The organism is Clostridium puniceum (genome assembly GCF_002006345.1).
Classification (GTDB): Bacteria; Bacillota; Clostridia; order Clostridiales; family Clostridiaceae; genus Clostridium; species Clostridium puniceum.
The window spans coordinates 74,961-98,082 of record NZ_LZZM01000011.1; the positions used below are offsets into that span (position 1 = coordinate 74,961).

Here is a 23,122-nt window from a genome sequence, read left to right on the forward strand (position 1 = left end):
TTAATATATCTTAAATTCAGTAATAAATCTAAAAACATTGATATAGCTTGATTTTCTTGCAAAACTCCTTATACAAAATATATTTATATCAGCTAATAATTTACTCACTGAATTTAAGTTAATATCTATAAAAAAGTTTAATTTAATTAATATTTTTTTGATTGTGTTTATTTTGGCAAACTAAATTTTTCAATTATTTGTTCTGCAACTCTTATACCATCAACCGCTGCTGAGATTATTCCCCCTGCAAAACCTGCACCTTCTCCAGCTGGATAAAGTCCACATACATTTTCACTTTCAAGATTTTTATCTCTATGAATTCTAACTGGTGCTGAAGTCCTAGTTTCTATGCCCGTTAAAACCGCGTCTTCGCTACCATAACCTTTTATCTTATTATCAAAATTCATAATACCTTCTTTAAGTGCCTCTATAACATATTCAGGTAAACAATTCTTTAATTCTTTAAATTCATACCCTCCAGTATAACTTGGCGTTACCTTACCTAATTTACTTGAAGGTCTATCTTTCATAAAATCTCCAACTAATTGAACTGGAGCTCTATAATTGCCTCCACCTAATTTAAAAGCTAAGCCTTCATAATATCTTTGAAATTCCATACCTCGAAGTGCTGAATCTCCTTCAAAGTCTTCTGGAGAAACCGTAACAACTAATGCAGAATTAGCATTTTCTAAATCTCGTGCATGATAACTCATGCCATTAGACACCAATCTGCCTTCTTCTGAAGCAGCTGATACTACTGCTCCACCTGGACACATGCAAAATGAATATACCCCTCTTTTTAATTTTTCACTTTGATAAGTTAATCTATAGTCTGCAGCTTGCAATTTGGGATGCTTGTGATTATCTCCATACTGGCTGATATTTATTAATTCCTGAGGATGTTCAATTCTTACACCTATAGCAAATGCCTTAGCTTCCATTGAAACTTTTTCTGCAAACAACATTTCATATGTATCTCTTGAACTATGACCTATGGCAAGCACTAAAGCTGTACATAGCTTTTCATTTCCATTAACAATTATACTTTTTAAATTCCCATCTTCATATACTATCTTATCTAACTTAGAATTAAAATTAACTTCTCCTCCAAGACTTTTTATTTCTTCCCTTATCTTCTTAACTACACCTTTCAAAAGGTCTGTTCCCACATGAGCCTTGCTTTCATATTTAATTTCTGCTGGCGCTCCTGCTTTTATTAATTCATCTAATACAAATGCACACCTGTGATCCTTTATTCTTGTTGTTAACTTTCCATCAGAAAAGGTTCCCGCTCCACCTTCACCAAATTGAACATTTGATTCAAGATTTAACTCCCCAGTATTCCAAAATTTTTCAACTGTCTTTGTTCTAGTATCAACATCTTCTCCACGTTCATATACTACTGGTTTGTAGCCTTGCCTTGCCAATATTAATGCAGCAAAAATTCCTGCTGGACCAAAACCTATTACTACAGGTCTAGTTTTTAATTCCTGAATTCCAGCTTTCAATGGTTCAACTTCTTTGATTTCTTCAAATTTTACATCTTTGTCATGTATTTTTGAAAGTACCTTCTTTTCTTTATCACAAAATATATCAACACAATAATTAAATTTTATATTATTTTTTTTTCTTGCATCTATACTTTTCTTTATTATAGTTAATTTATTAATGTTCTCCTTAGATATATTTAATTTCTTACATACCTTATTTTCTAAAACATCTAAGTCGTCATCTAACTCTAAACTTATATTGCTTATCCTTATGGCCATATTTTTACCCTGCCTTTCTAAATTATAATGTAGTTTTCAATAAGATTATATCCTATATAAAATTAGTTCAAACTAAATAAATATAGAAAAATTATACCACAAAATAGCCACAGCATACTCCTACTGTGGCTAATTATTAAGATATATATTGGAATTAACAGTTAACAAAATTATACTTAAATTAAGTAACTTCAATTTAAGTATAATTATATAAAAAATTTTTATTGTAGTGTTATAGTTTATTTTGATACGTAACCTTAAGCTTTCTTTTTAACCACTATATTAGCACTTCCTACAGAGGATATGGTTACATCATTTGCATTTACAAGTGTTGCCTGTGGAGTATAATCAAAAGTTCCTTCCTCTTTTACATTAGATAAATCTAATATAACCTTTATATTTTCCGAACTAACCTTATCCACCGCTGTTTGAGTTCCAGTTAATGTTACATTTACAGTTGGCTTTGAAGACTCTAATAAAAGCCCTTCATTTAAATTAATATATTGTACATTACACACTAGATTTTTAGTTACATTTTCTTCTTTTGACACCTTAATTTTAACTTTAACACTATTCTCTCCATTTTGAACTGAGATTCCCTCTGGTATATTAAGCTTAGTATCAAATTCATGATCTTCCTGTAAAGAGGACATGTCCACAAATTCAGTATCTATTGCTTGTATTTTTTCTAAACTTTGACTATCACCTATAATATTTATACTGTTTTTACTTAGTTCATAACCATCCATTTTAAAACCTGCTGAAACCCTTCCTACAGTTTTTAAATTTATAGGCACAACTTTACCATTAATTATTGTAATTGATAATTGTGATGTTTTATTATCAGCTTCAACGTCACCAATTTCGTTACCTAATGAATCTACAAATTTTATCTCATACTCTTTTCTGATATTTTTATCTATATCTTTTTCTTCACCTGTTAAAATAGCTTCACTAATTTTATCAATAGAACTTTTTCCGCCTGTTACTGTCACCTTACTTGGAGATATACTTTGTTCTTTCTCATAAATATTTTCTTTAAAAGTAGTTTTTACTTTTGATTTTATTGTAAATTCCTTCTTAACCAACTCTTCTAAATTAACTTTTATCCCTAAAAAACCATTATTTTTAATATTAATATTTTCAGGATAACTTATTATTTGAACTGGTATAGTATTTTCTCCATTTTTTAATGCATAAGCTGATATATCAGCAACGATTTTAAAATCTTCTTTTTTAACCTTTGCTACTTCACTTGATGGCCCTTCTAATTTTAAATCCACTGTGAACTGTTGTTTATTAACAATTGTAAATTTTGAATTAGTCAAAGATTCTTGATTAATTAGTTCTACAGGAATATTCTTTAATTCATATGTTCTAAGTGGATTTTCTACAATTGAGATATACAGCCATAAACCAAGTGATAACAGTACACAAATAATCTTTACAATTAATGTTCTGCCTTCACCTTTATCCATGACTTCACCCTCTCCCCTGCTGTTTTTACTTTTTTCTCATTTCTATTTTCTATTATTTTTAGTACTATATTCTTCAATTTTTCTTTGTCATATCCTCTTGTTATTCTGCCATTAATAGCTAAAGATATTACACCTGTTTCTTCGGATACAATTATAATTAGAGCATCTGATACCTCTGATAGACCTATTGCAGCTCTATGTCTAGTTCCTAGCTTCTTATTAATTCTATTATTATCAGTTAATGGCAATACACAACCTGATGCTAGAATTCTATTATTTCTTATTATTGTTGCCCCGTCATGAAGTGGAGTATTGACTACAAATATATTTTCCAAAAGATTAGCTGTTACATTTGCATCTAATAGTGTACCTGCACCAATCAATTCCTTTAATCCAGTACTTTGCTCTATTACAATTAATGCTCCAGTTCTACTCTCAGCTAAATTTTGAACAGCAATCGCAATTTCATTAATAGTTGTATTTAAATCTTCTTTATTATTAGGATAATGCTTATCATCAAAGGCTGTTCTTCCCAAATGTTCTAAAGCTCTTCTAATTTCAGGCTGAAAAATTATGATTACAGTTAATACCCCTATGGTTAATGTCTTGTTTAATATAAAATATAACATATCTAGCTTTAGTACATAACTAATTGGAATTAGAGTTATAATTAATACGATTCCCTTTAATAATTGCTCAGCTCTAGTTTCTTTTATTAACATATAGCCTTTATAAAAAATGTATGATACCACTAAAATATCCAATACAGACCACAATGACATATTGGAAAAACTCTTTCCAACCATTCCTAAAAATTCACTCAAAATTCTCACCTCTTTTCTTCTCTTAATAAAAATTATACAACAAATACTATACACTTAGATATAAAGACAATTATTATTTTCTTACTTTTTAATTATTTTTATTATAATTTTTTCTTAATCTTAATTAATCCCCGTTAAGGGTAGTTTAAACTCATAAACAAATTGTATTAGAAGTTTATAAAAATAAATAGTGTATATTATTACTTTCTTTGGTAATAATATTCTTGTTGCACTATACCGAAGGAGGTTTTTTATGAAAAAGACATGTAGTATTTTTGTAATTACTTTAATACTATATCTTTCCGTTATTAATATTGGTCTAGTCTTTGCCTCAGATTTAGGCAAGACTTGTAGTGAAACTATGCAGATTCCTGAAAATCAAGAATCTAATAAAAATTATTTAAATACTAATATAGAAATTAACTCCAAATCTATTGGAAAACATAATGAGGTCTTAGAAGTTTTTGATCACGCTACTCAACAATTGTACATAACGGGCGAAGATATAGATTTAATGGCAAAACTTGTTTATGCTGAAAGCATTGGCGAACCATATTCTGGGAAAGTAGCTGTAGCTTCTGTAGTATTAAATCGAACTATTGATCCACATTTTCCAAATACTATACAGGAAGTTATATTTCAAAAAAATGCTTTTTCTTGTGTTAAAAATGGTAAAATAAATGCTAATCCAAATCAGGATTGCTATGATGCAGTATACGATGCAATTAAAGGTGCTGATCCAACAAATGATGCTTTATTTTTCTATAATCCAAGCATAGCAACGTGCAATTGGATGAAAGATACAGAAAAATTTAATCAAACTACTATAGGACATCATACTTTTTTTAAAATAAAATCATAATACTAATGTAAAATAAAAAATAGTGAATATTTAAAAAGTAATAATACAAAATTTGAATTATTACTTTTTAATATTCTACTATTCAATTATATTGTCCAAATTTATTAATTAATATAACACTCCCTACTTTATTTTTCATAAGTTATGTTCTAACTTCTAGCTATAGTAGCAAGCTTATCATTTACATAAATAGAACGTGGAAAATTATTCATTAGCGTATTTGCATATTTCTTACTCTTTTCTTTGTCAGCAAAATTAGTCAATAATGCTAATTGATATAATGCTTCCTCAGTATATACCCCCTTGGGATATTGACTATAATACTCTTCATATCGTTTAAGTGCAATCTTATCCTCTGCTTTTTTAAGGGAATTACTTGCTCTGTAAAATAAGACATGCTCTTTGTAACTATTTCCTTCACAATATGTATAAGCCTTGTCCAATGAAATTTCAGCATCATTATAATTACCTTGATTAAAATACCATAATCCATAATCATAAAATTTTAATACACCTTCATTTTTCATTAGCTTAATAGCTTTATTATATATTTCAGCCCCTTCACTGCTTACGGCTTCTGCTTTAACATCTTTTAGTTGCTCATATACTCCATCTAAATCATTACTTGATATTAACGTTTTTAACTTTTCTGTATCAAGTGTTTTACTTTGAGGTCCTTCTTTAACTATTTCTTCTGCTTTAGCATCTTGACTTTCTTGATCTTTTTCTTGTGCTGCAGACTCTTTAATCTCTATAAAGTCTTTACTTTCCTCTGTTGTATTCTCTTTTTCTTCAACTGTTTTACTATCTTTTTCTTGTTTAGTTCCAATATTCTTTACTTGCTCTATAATTCCAGAAAAATCTTTGTTCTTAAATTTTGCAAAAACTAAATAACCTCCAGCAACAATTGCGATAACTACAAATAGACTTGTTACTCCAATTAAAAAGCCCTTTGAAGAATTTTTAGCTTCTGAATAAATTCCATTTTCTTTTAATTCCTTCTGAATAATTTTAGCTGTAACTGCACTTTGATCTATTCTTAAAGCCTTATCAACATATTCTTTAGCTTTATAAAAATCACCTTTTTTTTGATAACATATTCCAATTCCTGTATTTACTTTAATTGTATTAAAGTCACTTTCTAAACATATTTTAAATAATTCCAGAGCCCTTTCAATATTTAGTTGTTTTAATGCTTTTTCACCTTGTTTATACAGCTCTAATCTCTTTTCATCTGCTTCTGAATCTCTTATATAATTTCTTGCAATCTCATCATTGTTTAAATCCTCATTTATTTTCCATACAGTGATTGCTTCATTTAAATTTCCCTTTTGGTATAATAATAACCCTTTAAAATTTAATACTGGAGCATTATCTAATCCTTCTGATAATATCTCTTCACATAGTTCTAATGCTTTGTTAATTTTACCTTTTTCATAATAGTCCATGGCTTTATCGTAGGCTTTTTTAACCCTTCTATTCATAAATATCACCTTACCGCTCTTAAATATAACATGTCTCTTACTACTAGTATATTATATCCTCTATCGTTATTACAATTAAATTAAAACTATAGTTTTAATTAATCAAATAAATTATAAAAATAACTTTATTTGATTAGAAATTACCATCTTAAATCTATAAGTGTAGTCATGTGCACATATATTGTAACCTATTTAATTAACCACTATCTATCTTAAATTATAAATTACCCTATAACTATACTTTACAACTATTAAAGGCTACCTCAATAACTGAGATAGCCTTTAACTTTATAAAAATTTATATTTTATTCTTGTTCTAACATTATTTTCTTAGCATTTAAGATTGATGTAGCACTCATTGAGAATTCATCTAATCCATATTCAACTAATGTAGGGATAGCTGCTTCATCTCCAGCCATTTCTCCACACATTCCAACCCATTTACCGTGCTTATGAGCTCCATCTATAGTCATCTTTATTAATCTAAGTACAGCTGGGTGCATTGGATTGTAAAGATATGAAACTTTTTCGCTCATTCTATCAGCTGCTAAAGTATATTGAATTAAGTCATTTGTTCCAATTGAGAAGAAATCAACATGTTTAGCTAATTCATCAGCGTAAACTGCTGCTGCTGGAATTTCAATCATAATACCCCATTGAATTTTTTCTGAGTATTCTTTTCCTTCAGCCTTTAATTCAGCCTTACACTCTTCAACAACTTCTTTTGCTTGCTCAAATTCTTCTAATCCTGAGATCATTGGGAACATAACTGCAAGGTTTCCGTAAATAGAAGCTCTAAGTAATGCTCTTAATTGAACTTTGAATATATCTTTTCTGTCTAAACAAAGTCTAATTGCTCTGTATCCTAAGAATGGATTCATTTCTTCTGGTAATGGTAAATATGGAAGAGTCTTATCTCCACCTATATCTAAAGTTCTTATAACAACTTGCTTACCTGCTGTTTTTTCAAGAACAAACTTATAACTTTCAAATTGTTCTTCTTCTGTCGGAGCACTATCTCTATCCATGTATAAGAATTCTGTTCTAAATAATCCTACACCGTCTCCACCGTTTGCTAAAACACTAAGAACATCTTCTGGCTTACCAATGTTTCCACAAACTTCAATCCTTCTACCTGATTTAGTAGTTGTTTTAACATCTATTAATTTCTTTAATTCTTCTTGTTCAGCTTGGAATTTTTCTTTTTTAGCTTTATATTCTGAAACTACTTCTTCTGAAGGATTTATAATTATATCTCCAGTTATTCCATCAAGTATGATTGTATCTCCTGTTTTAACACATTCAGTTATATCACCTAAGCCAAGTACAGCTGGAATTTCTAAAGTTCTAGCCATTATAGCAGCATGCGAAGTTCTTCCACCAATGTTTGTTACAAATCCTACAACCTTAGTTCTATCTAAACCTGCTGTATCAGATGGAGTTAAATCATGAGCTACAACTATTGTATTGCTTTCAGTTATTGCAAAAGAATCTCCGCCTTTTCCTGCGAAGTTTGATAGTATTCTCTTAGATACGTCTTTAATATCAGCAGCTCTTTCTCTCATGTATTCATTATCCATAGATTCAAATATAGCAACAAAAGTATTTGTAACGCTTTCAATTGCCTTTAAACCATTTACATTGTTATTTTCAATTTCCATCATCATTGCTCCAGTAAATTCTGGATCATCTAATAATGTGATGTGTGCTTCAAATACTTCCGCTTTTTCTGCACCCATTTCTTTTTCTGCTTTAGCTTTAATAACTTCTAATTGTGCTTTAGAATCATCTAATGCTTTTTGCATTTTATCCTTTTCTGCACCTATATCTGTGATTTTAGCGTCACTTATAACAATCTCTTCGTTTTCTTGTACAAATACTTTTCCTATTGCATATCCCTTAGATGCAGCAATACCTTTTTTCATAATATGGAACTCCTCCTTGATTATTAATTTCCTCATAATTAAGTATAATTTTTGCTTCTTGCTATAATCATTCTGTCTTATTTTAAGTATAAACCTTTTTTATTATAACATAATTCACAAAAAGTTTAACTTAATTTAACCGTTTTTTATGATTTTTTACTAAAGAACTCTAATTTCTTCTATCTTTTTACCACATTTTTCCTATTTATATCAACATTATATAAATTTAATTATAAATCATCTATTAAACTTGTTACTTTTGCATATGCTGTAGATCTTGCTTCAAAAAAATCTGTCTTAACAGAATTCGCATCTGATAAACTATCTACCCATAAAGCTGGATTATGATTATATCCCTTAAATAATGGTTCTAAATTTATCTCTTTTAATCTTTTATTTCCTAAATATTTTATATATTCTTCTATTAAATTTTTATTTATTCCTTGTATTTTATCTCCAATAACATAATGTCCCCATAAAATTTCCTGTTCTACACCAGTTCTCATCATTTCTCTTAATTCATTTTTCACTTCAGGTGTAAATAATTCAGGATTCTCCTTTTGCAATTCCTTTATAATATTTCTAAAAAGCCACAAATGAGTATTTTCATCCCTATTTATATATCTAATTTCTTGTGCTGAACCTGGCATCTTACCATTTCTCTCTAAATTATAGAAAAACATAAATCCAGAATAAAAATATATACCTTCTAAAATATAATTAGCCATAATAGTTTTTAATAGATTATGTGTTGTAGGTTTATTAATGAATTCATTATATAGATCACCTATAAATTTATTCCTATTTAAAAGTATTTCATCATCTTTCCATTGATAAAGTATTTCGTTTCTTTTTTCAGGGGAACATATACTATCAAGCATATAACTATAACTTTGTGAATGTACTGCTTCCTGAAAACTTTGAATTGTTAAGCAAAGATTTATTTCACTTGCTGTTATATAATTATTTATATTACTTAGATTAGCTGTTTGGATAGAATCTAAAAATATTAAAAATGATAATATCTTATCATATGCAGTTCTTTCTTCCTCTAATAAATTTTGATAATCTTTTAAATCTTGTGAAAGGTTAACCTCTTCTGGTATCCAGAAATTATTCATTCCTTGTCTGTACCAATCCGAAACCCAGTTGTACTTCATATTATTAAAATCATTCAAATTTGTAGTATTTCCATTTATTATTCTCTTTTTATTAATATCTCTATCTCCAAATTCATTAAATAAAGGTTTTTTATTTATATTCATTTTTCTTCTCCTATTCTTTATACAATTATGGAAGTCAGCTCACATGTATTTGCTAAATAAGTGATTCAGCCAAATCTTTTGAAGGAAACCACCTCACATTCTCTCGCTGGGTAAGTTCAAGTCTTCAAATCTTTTTTCAAGGAAGTTAACTCGTATTCACGAGTTAACTAAGTTTGAGTACCCAAATCATAGATTTGGACTTTTTAAAGGAAACTCGACTCACTTACGCCGAACAATTCTCACATTCAGTTACTTCAAGGGATTTTGATCTTACATAATAAATTGATTTAACTCCGTTTTTGCATGCTTCTATATATAAATTCATTATTTGTCGCATAGTATAATTATTTGTTATATATAAATTAAACGATTGACCTTGATCTATATGTCTTTGTCTTATTCCATTCATCTTAACAGACCAAGACTGCTCTATATTATAAGCTGAATTATAATACCAATAATTATCTTCTGAAAGATTTGGCGCTGTCTTTGGAATTATGCTTCCCTTTTTCTCTTCTAAATAAAATCTAGCCATAACAGGATCTATCCCCTCTGTGGTGCCTGCAATAGTGGCAGTTGAACCATTTGGTGCAACTGCTATTAAATATCCATTTCTCATTCCAAATTCATGTACTTCTGTTCTTAATTCATTCCATTTATCATCTTTATAATCTCTTAATTCAAAATAATTTCCATTATACCAATCAGAGCCATTAAATTCCTTATAACTTCCTTTTTCCTTTGATATTTTCATACTTGCTTTTATTGCATGATAATTTATTTTCTCATAAACCTTATCTACAAAATCCTTATGCTCCTCTGCAGTCCAATGTATTTTATTATTAACAAGCATATGATGATATCCACTTGTTCCAAGTCCTATTGCCCTATATTTTTTATTAGTAATCTCAGCAAATGGAACAGAATAATAATTTAAATCAATAACATTATCCATAGCTCTAATTTGAGTTTCAATAACATATTCCATTTCTTCATCATTAGTCACATTTACATTTCCAAGTACAATTGATGAAAGATTGCATACAACAAAATCTCCTGGTATCACCTTTTCAACTACAAATTGATTATCTTCATTATCTAATAAGGTTTCACTCTTTTGTATCTTCATAGGACTCATATTCTGCATTATTTCACTGCATAGATTTGAAGAATATATCATTCCAGTATGTTTATTAGGATTCATTTTATTAGTAATATCTCTATAAAACGCAAATGGAGCTCCGGTTTCTACTGCACTCTTTATAATCATTCTTACTAAATCCTTAACTGACATGACTCTTTTTTCAATTCTGTTGTCCTCTACACATTCATAGTACTTTTCTTCCCACTCTTCTCCATAAAAATCTTCTAGTGCATATCCTTTAATCTTCTTAATTTCATAAGGGCACATCATATACCAATTTGCATCTATATCATTTTCTGCAAGTCTCCAAAATAAATTAGGGTAGCAAAGACCTGGAAATACATCGTGAGCCTTCTTTCTATCATCTCCATTATTAGTTCTTATTTGAAGGAATTCAGGAATATCCTTATGCCATGCATCAAGCCATATTGCAACTGAACCATTTCTAACGCCCAATTGATCTACAGCTATTGCTGTATCATTAAATAATTTAACCCATGGTATTACTCCAGCAGATGCTCCTTTAAATCCTCTAATAGCAGAGCCTAATGCTCTAATTTTTCCCATATAAATTCCCATTCCGCCACCAAACTTAGATACCTTAGCAAAATTATCAAGAGATTTATAAATTCCTTCTAAGCTATCTTCTACAGAGTCTATAAAACATGAGCTTAATTGGTAAAATGGCTTTCTTGCATTAGACATAGTTGGTGTTGCCATAGTAGCTTTTAATGAACTTAACACATCATAAAATCTCTTTGCCCAATATACCCTGTTTCCCTTTTCTTCTGGAATTGCAAGATGCATAGCTATTCCCATAAACATTTGTTGTGGAAGTTCTATAGGATTTCTATTATAATCTTGAACTAAATATCTCTTAGCTAAAAGATCTATTCCACTATAATTAAATAAAAAATCTCTCTCTGATTTTATTTCTTTTTCTAGTTCTAAAATATCCTCTTTTGAATAATTATCTAAAATATAAGTTCCATAAAGTTCCTTCTCAGTTAAATCCTTAATTAACTCATAATAATCTTCATATAGATTTTTATCCTTATTTACCCCTCTATTTACTCTAACCTTTTCATATACCTCATAAGTGTATATCTTAGCCGCTACATATTGCCAATCAGGTTCCATATCTGTGGTTAATTCTAATGAGACTTGAATCAATGATTTTCTTATTTCACTACTATTCATACCATCTCTTATAATATTACCTAAAGCATTCAATAATTTATCTTCGCTATAGATTCCATCTTCATCTTTAATTCCACAAACAGCATCCCTGCATAATTCTTTCAACACCAACATCCTATATTACCTCCACTATATATTGTGCTTTTTACACATATTTTTAATTTTTCATACAACATATCGTATATTATAATTCTTACTATACTAATTGTAAAACTCCAAATTTAATAAATATATATATAAAAAGTAGTTAATCTTTAATTTTTCATAGATTAACTACCTAATTGATAAATTTTATTCTTTAATATTTTTTATTCTTTGTTAATAGGAAGAATGAAATAAATTTTAAACATATCACCTTCCTTTTTTATTTTAACTTCTCCACCATGAAGTTCAACTATGCTTTTTGTTATAGCAAGTCCTAGACCAGAACCTTCAACCTTTGAATTTCTAGACTTATCTCCCCTTGCAAATCTTTCAAACATATCGTCTTCATTAAAGTCCATTTCATAATTTGCAATATTTTTTACGCCTATTTTTACACAATTATCCTCTAATTTAACATTAATGTAAACTCTAGTATCATTTAATGAATATTTTAAAGCATTAATTATTATATTTTCCAAAGCTCTAGACATTAACCTGCCATCAAGCTCCATATATATCGCATCTTTGTCTGTTGTTACTTTGAAAGAAATATTCTTTTCCTCGTATAAAGTGCTATATTCACCAATTCCTTGATGTATCAAAGATAAAATATCTATTAATTCTCTATTTAATTTGATTCGTCCACTATTTATTTTTGACATTTCAAATAAATCTTCAATTAAAACTTTTAATTTTAAAGATTTTTTTTCTAATATTAATAGGTATTCAGCTCTTTCTTCTTCTGTTATATTACCGTTCTTTAATATAGTTACATAATTTATTATTGAAGTTAAGGGTGTTTTTAAATCATGCGATACATTTGATATTAGTTCTGTTTTTAACTTCTCATTATGAACACCATTTTCTAAGATTTCTTTATATCCAGCTTTTATTGAATTAATATTTTCAGCTAATTCTTTTATTTGAGGAGAGCCCTCAAGCTTAATATCCTCTTGTAAATTTCCTTCCTTAAACTTTCTAAGAGCATCATTTACAACTATTATGTCTAAAGTCCTTTTTAATGCGAACATCATAGTTAAAAATAGAATAATAATAACAAAAATACTGCCTTTAAAAGGATATGTTTGAAATAGCCTAACAACAATATTGTTTTCATATCCACCTGTCGCAAGAAAATATAAATATGCAATTAGTAATATAACTGCCATAGCTATAGATATTACTAATGTATTTCTTGTTTCTTTATAATGAAATCCATTTTTTATTACAAAAACCATGTTCTTAATATAATTAGATTGAATTTTGGGTGATTTGGGATTTCTTTTTACTATGAGAATAATCTTTGTAATAAAAGCTACATATATTATAGACAATGAAATTAATTCTCCTGCACTATTCTTAATTTGCTTAACTGCTAAATCATGGTGGGCTTTATTTACTTGTATATAATCTCCTAAATTTGAAAGTAAAATTAATGTCATTAATCCTATTACTATTAAATCAATTAAATAAATACTGCTAAAATATAATTTAATCTTCCTTTTCAATTTTGTAACCAATTCCCCACACCACCTTAATATACTCAGGCTCTTTTGTGTTTATTTCTATCTTTTCTCTTATCCTTCTTATATGTACAGTTACTGTATTTTCACTCTTATAAAATATTTCTTCCCATACATTCTCATATATTTCTTTTATTGAAAATACCTTACCTGCATTTGCTGCTAATAAATGAAGTATTTTATATTCTGTTGCTGTTACCTTTACTTCTTCATCCCTTAATGTGATTTTTTTTGCAATAGTATCTATAACTAAATCCTTAACTTTAATTATATCTTTGCCTTCTTCAACACTCAATGGCTTTTCATATCTTCTCAATTGTGATTTAACCCTAGCAACCAATTCTAAATGGTTAAAAGGTTTTGTTATATAATCATCTGCTCCTACATTTAATCCTAATATCTTGTCTGAATCTTCTCCCTTAGCAGATAGCATTATTATAGGAAGATTTTGCTTTTCTCTAATTTTCAAACAAGTTCTTATTCCGTCAAGTCTAGGCATCATTATATCAAGTACAATAAGATGTATCTTTTCCTTTTCAAGAATATCTAAAGCTTCAAAACCATCTTGTGCTTTAAAAACCTTTAAATTTTCTCCTCTTAAATATATTTCAATAGCATCTCTTATTTCCTTTTCATCATCAACTACTAATACATTGAACATGTTAACTCCTCCTAAAGTTTCACTTTACATATTTCAATTTAACTATTTATCTCAAAACCTGGATTTAACTATTTATCCCTAAGCTTATATTTTTATATGAATTATTAGTTATATACTGCTTTCTTAAAAGCTTCAAAATCCTTAACAGGATTAAAATCTTCTTCTTCTTTAGCAATTTCTTTAACAGCTGCATCCATTTCAATTGCTTTATTTAAATACTTCATTGTGTTATCTATATCACCTCTTCTACCGTATATAGATGATATTCCATAGTAAGTCCACACATATTTTTCAACTTCTAAAGCTTTATTATACCACTTTAATGATTCTTCCATATTGCCATACAATTCATAAGTAAGCGCCTTATTAAATCTTGCATATCCATAATTCTCATCAATTTTTAAGGAAATATCTATATCCTTAAGTCCACCGTTATAATCTCCATTATAAGACTTTGCAATCCCCCTTATATTATATCCCATTGGATTGTTTGGAAATTCATTTATAAGAATATTCGCCTTGTCAATTGCACCATTATAATCACGAGAAAAGAATAATGTGTATGCTTGATTATATAGCTCATTTTCCTTATTCGAATAGCTTTTTTTCTCCTTAGTTAATTTATCAGTTGAATTTTCTTCCTTCACAATTTCTTTAGTTACTATACTATTTTGAGTTTGATCATTAGTAGTCGCTTTACTTTCGTTAATAATCGAGTTATCTTCAGCAATTACACTATCACGTTTTTTATCCTTACTAGAATTGTTATCCTCCTGCTTATCTGTAGCTATTTCTTGCTGTGCTTTTCTTTCTTTCTCCTTGAGATTTTTATTATGCTCATAAAACAATGTTCCTATTGTTATTATAACTAGAATTACTAATAATATCTTCTTGTATTTCTCTTTTCCTGGAAGCTTAATTCTATTCATGTAGTTCTCCTTTTACTCTTTTACTAAAAACTAATTTTACTTTAAATTCTTTTTAATTCTTATTTTAAATTACCCTTAATATTCTTTTTAAATTTATAAATAGGTAATTTAATAATACTAATATCATATTAAAATTTTCTTCAACTTTAATACAAAAAATATTTTTCCATATTTAATAGAACAAATTATTAATCATTTCATCACAAAATTATTAATTTTACCTAAACACATTATCTCCTATAAAAAGTATTTTTTCAATAAAGACTCCCTATTTATTCTATATATTGACTTTTGATTAACAACGTGTATTAATATTTAAGAGACTTATAACTTTAAAGGAGCATTTTCATGAATACATATTACAAATTTAAATCTAACATTATTGACGCTTTACTTATTTTCTTAGGTTGCACGATTTCCTCTTTAGGGGTAAATATTTTTCTATCTCATGCGAAACTTTTAAGTGGTGGAGTTACTGGGATAGGATTACTTTTAGAGTACACATTTGGAATACCTGTTGGTGTTGCTGTGTTTTTTCTTAACATTCCACTACTGCTAATAGGAGCTAGAAAACTTAATAAATCATTTATAATTTACACAACACTAGGAATGCTTTCACTTTCGTTTTCTCTAATTATAACTAAACCTTTAGCACACCTAGTCTCTCTAGATAATTTAGATTTGCTGCTTTACTGTATCTATGGTGGAGTTTTATGTGGTATTGGTTATGGATTAGTTTTCTTACGTCATGGTTCTACTGGTGGAACTGATATTATAACCATGCTTATTAGAAAAAAATATTCAAACTTCAATATAGGTGGTTTAGGCTTTTCTCTTAATTTAATAATAATATTAATAGGAGCCATAATTTCAGGTATTCCTGAAGCATTATATACTTTAGTTTCTCTTTTTATCCAAAGTATAGTTCTAGATAAGGTGTTGAAAGGATTTAGTAGTAAGAAACTACTTCTAATATTAACTGTAAAAGAAAAAGAAATTATTCATTATGTAATTAATGATTTAAATAGAGGCATTACATCTCTATTGGCCGAAGGAGAATACACTCATGATAAAAAGAAAATGTTATATTGTATTGTAACCTCTCGTCAAATGGTTGAATTGAAGACTAATATCCATAGCATAGATCCTGGAGCCTTTATAACAATAGTTGATGCATCTGAGGTCAGAGGAAAAGGCTTTATTAATATATAAATTTTATTAATTAGAATTTATATATATTTTTATTACCGAAATTATTATTGTTTTAGTCAGTTAAAATAATATCTAAAACAATCCACAGAAAAAAGAAAGGAGTTTAGTTTATCCACAACTCCTTCCTTTTTTCTGTTATAATTGTTGATTGTTTATATTTTCGTGATTAAAAAATAAATAACTATTACAAATGCATGTTTACAAATTATTATATTTTAATAAATGAGACATATTATAATAAATGCAATTTCATTTCATTTTGTAAATAGTTTTAATTTTATCTAAAGTTTTTATGTATTTTATGACAACCTCTCCAAATATATAGTCCTCTACTTAATTGAATTCAAATAATCTTGTTGTCCTAATTCATAAAGATTATTCCCATCCGCATCTATAATAACAACCAAGGGCATGTCCTTAACTTCCATTTTTCTTATAGCCTCAGCACCTAAATCTTCATATGCAATTATTTTAGATTTAACAATACTCTTAGCTATTAATGCCGCTGCACCTCCAATAGCACCAAAATAAACAGCTTTATTTCTCTTAATTGATTCAATTACCTCTTCATTTCTTGCACCCTTACCTATCATGCCTCTTAATCCAAGATCCATTAATGTTGGTGCATAAGCATCCATTCTATAGCTAGTTGTAGGTCCTGCTGACCCTATTACCATACCTGGTTTAGCTGGTGATGGCCCAACATAATATATGGTTTCATCCTTTATATTTAAAGGCAGATCTCCACCTTCATTTAATAAATCTATTAATCTTTTATGTGCAGCATCTCTTGCAGAATAAATCACTCCACTTAATAAAACACTATCCCCTGCTTTTAAATTTAATATTTTATCTTCTGTAAGAGGTGTCTCTAATTTAATTTCCATAGCATTTTTCCTCCAATACTCTATTAACTTTATATTATGATTTCTTTATGTCTAGTAGCATGGCAATTTATATTTACTGCTACAGGCAATCCTGCAATATGAGTTGGATAAGTTTCTATATTTAGTCCCAAAGCAGTAGTCTTTCCACCAAATCCTTGTGGTCCAATTCCTAATTTATTTATATTTTCTAATAGTTCTATTTCTAAATCCCTATAAAACTCATCTTTATTTCTTATATTAATAGGTCTAAGTAATGCTTTCTTAGCTAAATATGCAGCCTTATCAAAGGTTCCACCAATTCCAACACCTATAACCATTGGTGGGCATGGATTGGGACCTGCCGCTTTAATAGTATCTATTATAAATTTCTTAACCCCTTCTAAACCATCAGAAGGTTTAAGCATACCTATTTTGCTCATATTTTCTGAACCAAATCCCTTTGGCGCCAATGTAATCTTAACCTTATCTCCCTCTACTATGTCATAATAAATTATAGCTGGAGTATTGTCCTTTGTATTAACTCTTCTAATAGGATCTTCTACAACTGACTTTCTTAATAATCCATCCTCATATCCTCTGCGTACACCTTCATTAATAGCATCCTCAAATTTTCCCCCAACAATATGTACATCTTGTCCTATTTCAATAAATACACATGCCATACCTGTATCTTGGCACATCGGCATTTCTTCATTACTTGCAATTTCAGAGTTAATAATTATCTTATCTAAAACCTCTGACGCTAACCCCCAAGTTTCTTCTTCTCTAGACTTTTTCAATGATTCTTTAATATCTGAACCTAAAAAATAATTTGCTTCAATGGATAAATTTCTAACAGCATCTCTAATAAGTTCAACATTTATTTCTCTCATTCTAACAACTCCTCTATATTATTGCTTGCATAAGAATAGAAATGATTATTAATAATCAAATTCTATTCTTAAAAATTTTCTACTTATTACTACATAATAAGTTTAAAAGCAATTCTTGTTATTTACAACCCTAAATAAATTTATTTCCATCTAGCTCTTTTAAAATATTGCTTATTAATAATATACTTTTCTCTCTGGAATAATAAATATTAAATTAATCCATCTTAAGTTTTTTTAATTTCGTAGTAGTTATTTTTATTTTTTAACTATATATTTTCATATTTATAACTCTTTGCTACTATAATTAAATATAATCTATATATTAAGAGGTCAAACTATGGCTGATCAAAAATCAACTAAAATTATCACTGTAATAATTTATTTTTTAATCATCGCTCTAATTAGTTTAATATTATATAGTTTGTTTTTAATTATAAATAATTCTTATTATTCCATTGACACACCTAGAAATAGTATAAAAGTTGGAACTATTTCTTCTAAATAAAAATTTAATTATTCTTACGTTCAAAATATTTATTAACACCACTTGCTATTCCTTTTACTATTTTATCTTGGTGCTCACTAGTCTTTAATTTTTGTTCTTCTTCATAATTAGATAAAAAACCACATTCTACAAGAACACATGGAGCTTCGTAACCATCCCTTAATATCTTGTATTGTTCTTTAGCAGCTTTAGCAATCCTTTTATTTTTATCGTCTACTGTTTCTTTTAACGATGCTTGAATGTCTTCTGCTAAAACTTTACTATCGTCATTAGAAGCATACCAAACTTGCGCTCCAAAACAATTTGCTTGTGGAAACATATTTTGATGAATAGATATAAACATATCACATTTAGTGTCCTTTTTCATTTGGCATCGTGCACTTAAATCTTTTGCTTTTCTAGAATCCAATTGCGAATCCTCTGCTCTTGTCATATATACAATATAATTAGCTGCTTCCAATTCAGCTTTTAACTTTATAGATATTGATAAGTTTATGTCTTTTTCTATTGTTCCATTCTTAGATTTTGCTCCACCATCAATTCCTCCATGCCCTGGATCTATTAATACTATATGTTGAACTTTATTTTCATCTGCACTTACCTTTAATGGTATACCAAATATTAAGAAAAATATGCAAAATACTATTAGAACCGTCTTGATTCTCATTAATTCTCCACCTCTCTATACTCCGATTATTTTCAGTTATATAATATATTGTTTACTATACAACCTTAATTATTCAGAGTAACTATTATTATCTAAAAAAAGTGTTGGGCTTTGAATGAATACTTAAACTCTCATATTGGCTGAGCAAATGAAAAAAGCGTCTACGTTTATTGTAGGACGCTTAATTTTTTCTATTTTATATAAATATTAATATTTGGATGGTTTACAGTATAACTATAAATATATTTTCTAATGTATTTATAGTTATTATGCTTTATTATTAATTATTAATTGGTATTAGACTACCTCCATCTGTTAAGGTATAAGTTTTGCCATTAAGCCAACTATTTGCACTTGAATCATAGTAAATAGTATTTCCATTATCTTTTATATTTGTTAATGTTGTATCACTATCAGTTAATTTTGCTAGATAAGAAGTTCCTGTAACATTCCAAGAACTTGTTGAATCTAAGCTTAAAACTACACTCTTAGCCGTGTTATCTGCATTAATACTACCTTTTAGTGTTGTACCATTTTTTAATGTAGCTATAATTGTGCTTATACTATCACAAGTTATATCTCCTTTAAGTTGTTCACTATCAGCTGTAAAATCTATATTTGCACCATTTAATCCAGTAGTCCCCCATCTATCAGCGCTAGCTATTAAGAGTTTACCTGATGGATTTTCAAGAGCAACATCCTTTATATCTATTACTGCATCTGTATTTGTAGAATAGAATAGTGGTCCTACTGCTGCCTTAAGTGAACCACCAGTCATTGTAAAGGTACCCTTACCAACTTCAGCATCACCAGAAAAACTTTGATATATCATTACTCCATGCTTTAAATCTCCTGATAAAGAACAATTTGTCAATGTAATAGAATTTCTACCTTCTATTGCAGCTGCTTCTGACCCAGTAGCTTTAAAACTAGAGTTAGTAGCTGAAATTGCACCTGTTGAATAAATGCCAGGTGAACCTTCTCCAGCTGTAGAAACAGAACTATTTGATACCGATACCGTTCCGCCGCCTCTGTCTGTTGCTAAACCGCCACAATGTGCTCCCTCAGTGCTTATGTTTACATTTTTACCAATTACAGTACCCCCTAAAGTAGCATCTAATCCTCTAGATGAATCCTTTGTTGTTTTGATTGCAACATTAGATACTTCGATATAAGCTCCTTCACCCGTTGCAAATAATGCGTTAGCCCCTGATGCACTTGTATTTATATACGTATCCTTTAAGGTAATCTTACTACCAGCTGTTGCTAATACGCCAGCATTAAGACCATAAAAATTACTGCTACCATCAGCAGAAGAGTCTCCCGTTTTTGTAAGCTTTGAATTTGTTAACGTTAAATTTCCACCATCAGTAACTTTAACAATTGATTCGTTAATGTCTGTAGCTGAAATTTGTTGATTAGCTAGCGTTACAGTTTGTCCGCTTAATAAGTATTCTGCAGGTCCACTGGTAACACTTGTATCTTCACCATCAGGAGGTGGATTAGTTCCTCCGCCATCTGGTGGCGGAGTTGGCACTCCACTTGATACTCCAGCATCTAGAATTGTAGAAGTAGTTAAACTTCTATTTACTGTATCAGCAGCATACACCACACTACTAGTAGATATAGTCATACTAGCCAACATTAATCCTGTAATAACTTTACTTGCAATACGTTTATTTCTCATCTTTTTCCTCCATTTATTATAATACTATATTAAATATAAAAGCATTTTTTATGTTATACTTTTACTTTCATGTTTAATATTGTAATTAAATTGTAGATATATAGTATTACAGTTATGTCACAAAATTAGGGTAAAATTAAGTCAAATTTTAACAATAGAATATTAATCAAGAAATTTATCATCATTGACAACTTCATTACTGTAGCAAAAATTTATACACAAAGATCTTAAAGCGCTTAGAAAAGCTGTTAACTTAATATAAATGCTTGTTAATTGTGTATTAGCTGTGAATGCAAAATGGTATGTTTTCATAGATTTTTATACGTAAAAAATCCAACAAACACTGAGTTTGTTGGATTCCATATACTCCAAATATTATCTCTTTGAGAATTTAACGCACTAATAAATCAATACTTTGAAATGATTTTGTTACTTGTATGTTAATTATACATATACTTATATACATATTTAAAAAGCCTAACATTGTATGGTTAAAAATTATATATATAATAATGTAGGAATTTTTTAATCTTGCCATCCAATCCCATGACTTCTGGATTAGTTGTTTTAAAATTTATTATAATTTATATTGGCTTATATTCTGTACTTATCTAACTTTCAAGTTTTAATTAATATATTTGAATTTATATTAATTTATAACTTTTGCGGGAAAAGTGTGGGAATTATTTTTTATAATCACTTGGAATTTTAGCTAATGATTTTTTTATTTGTTCCAAATTTGATTGAGTGGCAGCATCTTCTATTTTATCAGCTTTCCTATAAACATATTTTACAACTTGCTCTGAATCTACTCCTAAGTTATATATTATAAAATCGATTCCTTTTTGATTCTCTTTAGCTTCATCTCTTTTTGCATATTCTAATAAGGATCCATAATACATGGTCTTATGCATTGTTTCATTATCTGTCCAATAATTATTATAATGGTCATTTATAAATTTGTTTGCTGTTTTAATATCTTCATCTGTAGCATTTTTAGAGTCACTCTTACCACGTAATATTAATTCGTCTACAGCTGCATTTGTATTTTGCTCTGAAGATATTGAAAATTTATCCTTATTTTCTTTTACTGATTTTGATGCTTCTTTGCTTTCACCTTGTTTAGTATCACTTTCTTTTTTTATTACTTCTTCTGCATTATTATTAGTCGTTGCTTTAGTAGATGTCGAAGTATTACTTTTCCCAGATGTAACTGCGAATAATAAAAGAAAAACAAGTGTTGTTATAATTAATTTTTTAATTGTTTTCTTTTGGTTAGGCAATTCTCTTCCTAATGTTGACCATTTGGGCTTTACTAATAATAAAACTAATTCTACTAAACATCCAAAAAATAATGCTCCAAATAATATATGCATCTTACTCCCCTCCTATATTTGAATATTTAATATTATTGTATATTATTTGGTACTTTTGTAAAATATACTAAATGTATAAATATCATAGATCTCCTGATATTAAAAATAGAAATAGTATTTTTAATATAATTCACGCTACTATCTCTATTTTTATTGATTTATCTACTTGAATATTAAATAAATTAGAGTTAAAATTATATTGCAAAATGGACTGGTGGAGCTTCGGCTCTGCCTTTTTCATTTGGACAAAAAATGCAGCCAAATTAATGACTGCATCTTTTTTAAACAATAGGATACAACTAACAAAAAAGGATTTCCACTTTTTCTATACATATGATATTGCTATTCAATAACTATTTTATTAAAAATAGCACTTTTCTAATAGCTTTATATAATATATAGTATAGAGATTCTTTTTGGCTTACGAATTTAAGGATGAATATAATACTGTGTAACACTTTTTATGTTCACAATTAGGTATCCTAATAAGTCTTTTACAAAGTAACACTTTCCATTCACTTTAATATTATATTATTTATCATTTTCGATGTTTATATTAAAAAATACTAAAGCGGTAGTTGGATTCTTCTCCATCTGCCGCTCTTTTTTAGATTCAATTTTAAAGAAACTTTAACGTATAAAAATCTAATTTTCTCAAACAATATTATAGAAAATAATTTTTAGGAGTGATTAATATGAAACATAACG

The 23,122-nt window shown here is 28.5% G+C and carries 17 protein-coding genes; 2 read left to right on the plus strand and 15 right to left on the minus strand.

Going from position 1 to position 23,122, the window contains the following annotated elements; translation table 11 throughout:
* Positions 1 to 167: 167 nt before the first annotated feature.
* The 3 genes from CLPUN_RS00890 to cdaA all read right to left on the minus strand — a co-directional run bounded on the left by CLPUN_RS00890 (position 168) and on the right by cdaA (position 4,053).
* Positions 168 to 1,769 carry an NAD(P)/FAD-dependent oxidoreductase gene (locus CLPUN_RS00890; protein ID WP_077845506.1) on the minus strand — a complete coding sequence of 534 codons (1,602 nt, stop codon included), beginning with the start codon at positions 1,767 to 1,769 and terminating at the stop codon, positions 168 to 170.
* Between the two features lie 257 nt (positions 1,770 to 2,026).
* A complete protein-coding gene (locus CLPUN_RS00895) occupies positions 2,027 to 3,247 on the minus strand; it encodes a CdaR family protein (protein ID WP_077845507.1) in 1,221 nt (406 codons plus the stop codon).
* Entirely contained in the window at positions 3,220 to 4,053 is an 834-nt protein-coding gene (gene cdaA / locus CLPUN_RS00900; protein ID WP_423237270.1) for a diadenylate cyclase CdaA, read from the minus strand. Before cdaA ends, CLPUN_RS00895 begins: the two co-directional genes overlap by 28 nt.
* A 271-nt stretch (positions 4,054 to 4,324) precedes the next feature.
* On the opposite strand from cdaA, the gene CLPUN_RS00905 reads away from it, so the two are divergent.
* Positions 4,325 to 4,933: a cell wall hydrolase gene (locus CLPUN_RS00905; protein WP_077845509.1), complete on the plus strand. Its 609-nt coding sequence runs from the start codon at positions 4,325 to 4,327 to the stop codon at positions 4,931 to 4,933.
* A gap of 149 nt (positions 4,934 to 5,082) precedes the next feature.
* Here CLPUN_RS00905 and CLPUN_RS00910 read toward each other — a convergent pair whose 3' ends face one another.
* The 7 genes from CLPUN_RS00910 to CLPUN_RS00940 form a co-directional block, all read right to left on the minus strand.
* Positions 5,083 to 6,417, minus strand: a complete 1,335-nt coding sequence (locus tag CLPUN_RS00910; protein ID WP_077845510.1) for a tetratricopeptide repeat protein — start codon at positions 6,415 to 6,417, stop codon at positions 5,083 to 5,085.
* Between the two features lie 305 nt (positions 6,418 to 6,722).
* The gene (gene ptsP, locus CLPUN_RS00915; protein WP_077845511.1) at positions 6,723 to 8,342 is read right to left on the minus strand and encodes a phosphoenolpyruvate--protein phosphotransferase; all 1,620 of its coding nucleotides are present in this window, start codon (positions 8,340 to 8,342) and stop codon (positions 6,723 to 6,725) included.
* A gap of 230 nt (positions 8,343 to 8,572) precedes the next feature.
* On the minus strand, positions 8,573 to 9,607 hold the full coding sequence (locus CLPUN_RS00920) for a ribonucleotide-diphosphate reductase subunit beta (RefSeq protein ID WP_077845512.1): 1,035 nt from the start codon (positions 9,605 to 9,607) through the stop codon (positions 8,573 to 8,575).
* Between the two features lie 223 nt (positions 9,608 to 9,830).
* Positions 9,831 to 12,065, minus strand: coding sequence for a ribonucleoside-diphosphate reductase subunit alpha (locus CLPUN_RS00925; protein WP_077845513.1), 2,235 nt, complete (start codon positions 12,063 to 12,065; stop codon positions 9,831 to 9,833).
* Between the two features lie 194 nt (positions 12,066 to 12,259).
* Complete coding sequence (locus tag CLPUN_RS00930) at positions 12,260 to 13,615, minus strand: sensor histidine kinase (RefSeq protein ID WP_077845514.1); 1,356 nt, start codon at positions 13,613 to 13,615, stop codon at positions 12,260 to 12,262.
* Positions 13,587 to 14,279 (minus strand): response regulator transcription factor, encoded by a 693-nt coding sequence (locus CLPUN_RS00935; RefSeq protein ID WP_077845515.1) that lies wholly within the window; start codon positions 14,277 to 14,279, stop codon positions 13,587 to 13,589. Before CLPUN_RS00935 ends, CLPUN_RS00930 begins: the two co-directional genes overlap by 29 nt.
* 104 nt (positions 14,280 to 14,383) lie before the next feature.
* Positions 14,384 to 15,208, minus strand: coding sequence for a tetratricopeptide repeat protein (locus CLPUN_RS00940; RefSeq protein WP_077845516.1), 825 nt, complete (start codon positions 15,206 to 15,208; stop codon positions 14,384 to 14,386).
* Positions 15,209 to 15,556: 348 nt separating this feature from the next.
* Between CLPUN_RS00940 and CLPUN_RS00945 the strand changes: the two genes are divergently transcribed.
* Entirely contained in the window at positions 15,557 to 16,420 is an 864-nt protein-coding gene (locus tag CLPUN_RS00945) for a YitT family protein (protein WP_077845517.1), read from the plus strand.
* A 329-nt stretch (positions 16,421 to 16,749) separates the two neighbouring features.
* On the opposite strand, the gene CLPUN_RS00950 is transcribed toward CLPUN_RS00945, so the two are convergent.
* The 5 genes from CLPUN_RS00950 to CLPUN_RS00970 form a co-directional block, all read right to left on the minus strand.
* A complete protein-coding gene (locus CLPUN_RS00950) occupies positions 16,750 to 17,307 on the minus strand; it encodes a Fe-S-containing hydro-lyase (protein WP_077845518.1) in 558 nt (185 codons plus the stop codon).
* A gap of 29 nt (positions 17,308 to 17,336) precedes the next feature.
* Positions 17,337 to 18,179, minus strand: coding sequence for a fumarate hydratase (locus CLPUN_RS00955; protein ID WP_077845519.1), 843 nt, complete (start codon positions 18,177 to 18,179; stop codon positions 17,337 to 17,339).
* Between the two features lie 509 nt (positions 18,180 to 18,688).
* A complete protein-coding gene (cwlD, locus tag CLPUN_RS00960; protein WP_077845520.1) occupies positions 18,689 to 19,351 on the minus strand; it encodes an N-acetylmuramoyl-L-alanine amidase CwlD in 663 nt (220 codons plus the stop codon).
* Positions 19,352 to 19,631: 280 nt separating this feature from the next.
* The gene (locus CLPUN_RS00965; RefSeq protein WP_077845521.1) at positions 19,632 to 21,038 is read right to left on the minus strand and encodes a hypothetical protein; all 1,407 of its coding nucleotides are present in this window, start codon (positions 21,036 to 21,038) and stop codon (positions 19,632 to 19,634) included.
* A gap of 683 nt (positions 21,039 to 21,721) precedes the next feature.
* The gene (locus tag CLPUN_RS00970) at positions 21,722 to 22,414 is read right to left on the minus strand and encodes a hypothetical protein (protein ID WP_077845522.1); all 693 of its coding nucleotides are present in this window, start codon (positions 22,412 to 22,414) and stop codon (positions 21,722 to 21,724) included.
* Positions 22,415 to 23,122 lie beyond the last annotated feature (708 nt).

What these genes read in the sequence shown, in the direction of transcription:
- CLPUN_RS00890 (WP_077845506.1), bottom strand. Translation starts at nt 1,769, where the DNA reads ATGGCCATAAGGATAAGCAATATAAGTTTAGAGTTAGATGACGACTTA.
- CLPUN_RS00905 (WP_077845509.1), top strand. Translation starts at nt 4,325, where the DNA reads ATGAAAAAGACATGTAGTATTTTTGTAATTACTTTAATACTATATCTT.
- ptsP (WP_077845511.1), bottom strand. Translation starts at nt 8,342, where the DNA reads ATGAAAAAAGGTATTGCTGCATCTAAGGGATATGCAATAGGAAAAGTA.
- CLPUN_RS00940 (WP_077845516.1), bottom strand. Translation starts at nt 15,208, where the DNA reads ATGAATAGAATTAAGCTTCCAGGAAAAGAGAAATACAAGAAGATATTA.
- CLPUN_RS00945 (WP_077845517.1), top strand. Translation starts at nt 15,557, where the DNA reads ATGAATACATATTACAAATTTAAATCTAACATTATTGACGCTTTACTT.
- CLPUN_RS00910 (WP_077845510.1), bottom strand. Translation starts at nt 6,417, where the DNA reads ATGAATAGAAGGGTTAAAAAAGCCTACGATAAAGCCATGGACTATTAT.
- CLPUN_RS00970 (WP_077845522.1), bottom strand. Translation starts at nt 22,414, where the DNA reads ATGCATATATTATTTGGAGCATTATTTTTTGGATGTTTAGTAGAATTA.
- CLPUN_RS00935 (WP_077845515.1), bottom strand. Translation starts at nt 14,279, where the DNA reads ATGTTCAATGTATTAGTAGTTGATGATGAAAAGGAAATAAGAGATGCT.
- CLPUN_RS00950 (WP_077845518.1), bottom strand. Translation starts at nt 17,307, where the DNA reads ATGGAAATTAAATTAGAGACACCTCTTACAGAAGATAAAATATTAAAT.
- cwlD (WP_077845520.1), bottom strand. Translation starts at nt 19,351, where the DNA reads ATGAGAATCAAGACGGTTCTAATAGTATTTTGCATATTTTTCTTAATA.
- CLPUN_RS00965 (WP_077845521.1), bottom strand. Translation starts at nt 21,038, where the DNA reads ATGAGAAATAAACGTATTGCAAGTAAAGTTATTACAGGATTAATGTTG.
- CLPUN_RS00895 (WP_077845507.1), bottom strand. Translation starts at nt 3,247, where the DNA reads ATGGATAAAGGTGAAGGCAGAACATTAATTGTAAAGATTATTTGTGTA.
- CLPUN_RS00920 (WP_077845512.1), bottom strand. Translation starts at nt 9,607, where the DNA reads ATGAATATAAATAAAAAACCTTTATTTAATGAATTTGGAGATAGAGAT.
- CLPUN_RS00925 (WP_077845513.1), bottom strand. Translation starts at nt 12,065, where the DNA reads ATGTTGGTGTTGAAAGAATTATGCAGGGATGCTGTTTGTGGAATTAAA.
- cdaA (WP_423237270.1), bottom strand. Translation starts at nt 4,053, where the DNA reads ATGGTTGGAAAGAGTTTTTCCAATATGTCATTGTGGTCTGTATTGGAT.
- CLPUN_RS00955 (WP_077845519.1), bottom strand. Translation starts at nt 18,179, where the DNA reads ATGAGAGAAATAAATGTTGAACTTATTAGAGATGCTGTTAGAAATTTA.